Here is a 2,298-nt window from a genome sequence, read left to right as displayed (position 1 = left end):
AATCGACAATTATTGCCTTCTATACCCACAGTGAAAAATTTACCAATCAACTGTTTGCATTCTTTAAAGGTCGTAACAAAGCTATCCCAATGGTCACTTGATATACATGTATAGCTTACACCTAACTGCTTCAATTTTAATTTAAGTCGTTTTGCAGTGGCTAAATCTCGGTTACCCCATACATAAGCAACAATTTCACCTGTTTCTCGATGATAGGCATAAATTAGCCATTGTTTATTTTGCTTATGACCAACAAAAGTCCAAAACTCATCTACTTCAAGGGTTTCATAATGACTTTGCTGTGCTCGAAGTTGATATTTTGATTGGCTAAGTGTCCGTAGAACTTTACCGATACTTACTCTTTCAATTTCTGCTATATCCCTGACACCACTGCCTCGCACCATGAGGTGTAATATTTTGGTTTTGATACCTGAGTGACAGCCTTGATAACTGAGAGCATGATCACCAATAAATTGACGTCTGCATATTTTACATTGGTAATTTTGCTTACCATCTACTTTTGTGCCATTTTTCTTTATACTGTCACTTAGGCAGGCTGGACACTTGATTTCTAGAGTTATTCGCATTTCTCTATTTTATCAAAATCCAACCTGCTTTTTTTCAGCATACTTTTTGAAACACCACCAAAAAATAAACTTATATGGCACTTGCGTAATTCACGACAAAATGTGTCAAGTTTTGAAGAAGAGATGCAGTACTCAAGAATAGCAAGGAACTACACGGAGATGAAAAGCAGGAGGAAAATATTAAAAATGGGTGGTTTTAATAAAAAAAAGAGATGAATAACGCTTGTTACTCATCTCTCAGATAATGGGGGTGTTGAAATAGTGTTAGAAGGACTGCTCCAGACTTTCCAGTTCCATCATTAGTTCCAGCATCTGTTCTTCGGCTGTTTCCAGTTTGGCTTTCAGCTCAGTTTGCTCATTCATCAGTTTGAGCAAATCATTTTTACGTGAGGCATCATATAAAGCACTATCTCCGAGCAAGCTTTGAATTTCAGCCAGTCGCGGCGTAACCTTTGAAATCTGTGTTTCACATTTTTCGATATTTTTACGAATCGGGCGGCTCAGTTCCCGCTGGCGTGCCGCTTCCTTACGCTGTGCTTCTTTGTCCAGTCTGGAAATGGTTGCTTTGACTTCGACCTGAGATTTCACCGGCTCGGCTGGCTTCTGCCCGTTTTTGATCATCTCAATGCGGGCCTGACGTAACCAGTCGGCATAAGCGGTCAGATCACCGTCAAATTCACGGCATTGACCATTATGTACCAGCAGCAATTCATCACAGACACTGGCAATCAGCTGGCGCTCATGCGATACCAGCACCACAGCACCTTCAAAATCCTGCAAGGCCATGGTCAATGCATGACGCATATCCAGATCTAAATGGTTGGTCGGCTCATCCAGAATCAACACGTTTGGACGCTGCCAGACAATCAATGCCAGAGCCAGACGGGCACGTTCACCGCCTGAGAAACTTTCACTTGGCGTATCCATGCGTTCGCCGCTAAAACCAAAACTGCCCAGGAAAGAACGCAGGCTGGCTTCACTGATTTTTTTATCGGCAATACGGGCCAGCTGTAACATCGGGCTGGCATTGCCATCCAGTGCATCCATTTGGTGTTGGGCAAAGTAGCCAATATTGAGCAGTTCTGAATCTTTACGCAGACCCTGAAGCAATTTTAAATCACCGACCAGCGATTTAATCAGGGTGGATTTACCGGCACCATTCATCCCGAGCAAACCAATCCGGCTGCTTGGCGTGATCTGTAAATTGACATTGGTGACAATCAGCTTGTCACCATAACCAATATCGGCATGTTCCAGTTGCAATAAAGGCGAACTCATTTTGGTCGGTTCACGGAAACTGAAGGTAAATGGTGTATCAACATGGGCAGCAGACAGTTCCTGCATACGCTCCAGCTGTTTGATCCGGCTCTGTGCCTGCTTGGCTTTGGTGGCTTTCGCCTTAAAACGGTCAATATATTGTTGCGGCTGTGCTCGGGTTTCCAGCTGCTTTTCATAAGCCTGTTGCTGCTGCGCCAGACGTTCACTGCGGGTGCGCTCGAAGGTCGAGTAGTTACCGGTATATAAAATCAGTTCCTGATTTTCAATATGTAAAATATGATCGGTAATCGCATCGAGGAAATCCCGGTCATGCGAAATCAGCACCAGCGTACCTTCATAGGCTTTCAGCCAGTCTTCGAGCCAGAGAATGGCATCCAGGTCTAAATGGTTGGTCGGTTCATCAAGAAGGAGTAAATCGGAACGGCTCTTTTTT

Annotated in this window: 2 protein-coding genes; both read right to left on the bottom strand. The window is 43.8% G+C overall.

Annotation, left to right across the window (positions count from 1 at the left end; all coding sequences use genetic code 11):
• Positions 1-587: IS1 family transposase (locus FTV37_RS17015; protein ID WP_180064312.1), on the bottom strand; the 587-nt coding region annotated here is incomplete at its 3' end.
• 264 nt (positions 588-851) lie between these two features.
• On the bottom strand, positions 852-2,298 hold a 1,447-nt coding region (locus FTV37_RS17010), incomplete at its 5' end, for an ATP-binding cassette domain-containing protein (protein WP_180064311.1).

Origin of the sequence: Acinetobacter sp. YH16042 (assembly GCF_013417245.1) — a bacterium.
GTDB classification, from domain to species: domain Bacteria; phylum Pseudomonadota; class Gammaproteobacteria; order Pseudomonadales; family Moraxellaceae; genus Acinetobacter; species Acinetobacter amyesii.
Note: the sequence above shows the minus strand (reverse complement) of the source record. Positions and strands in the feature narration are given on the sequence as shown.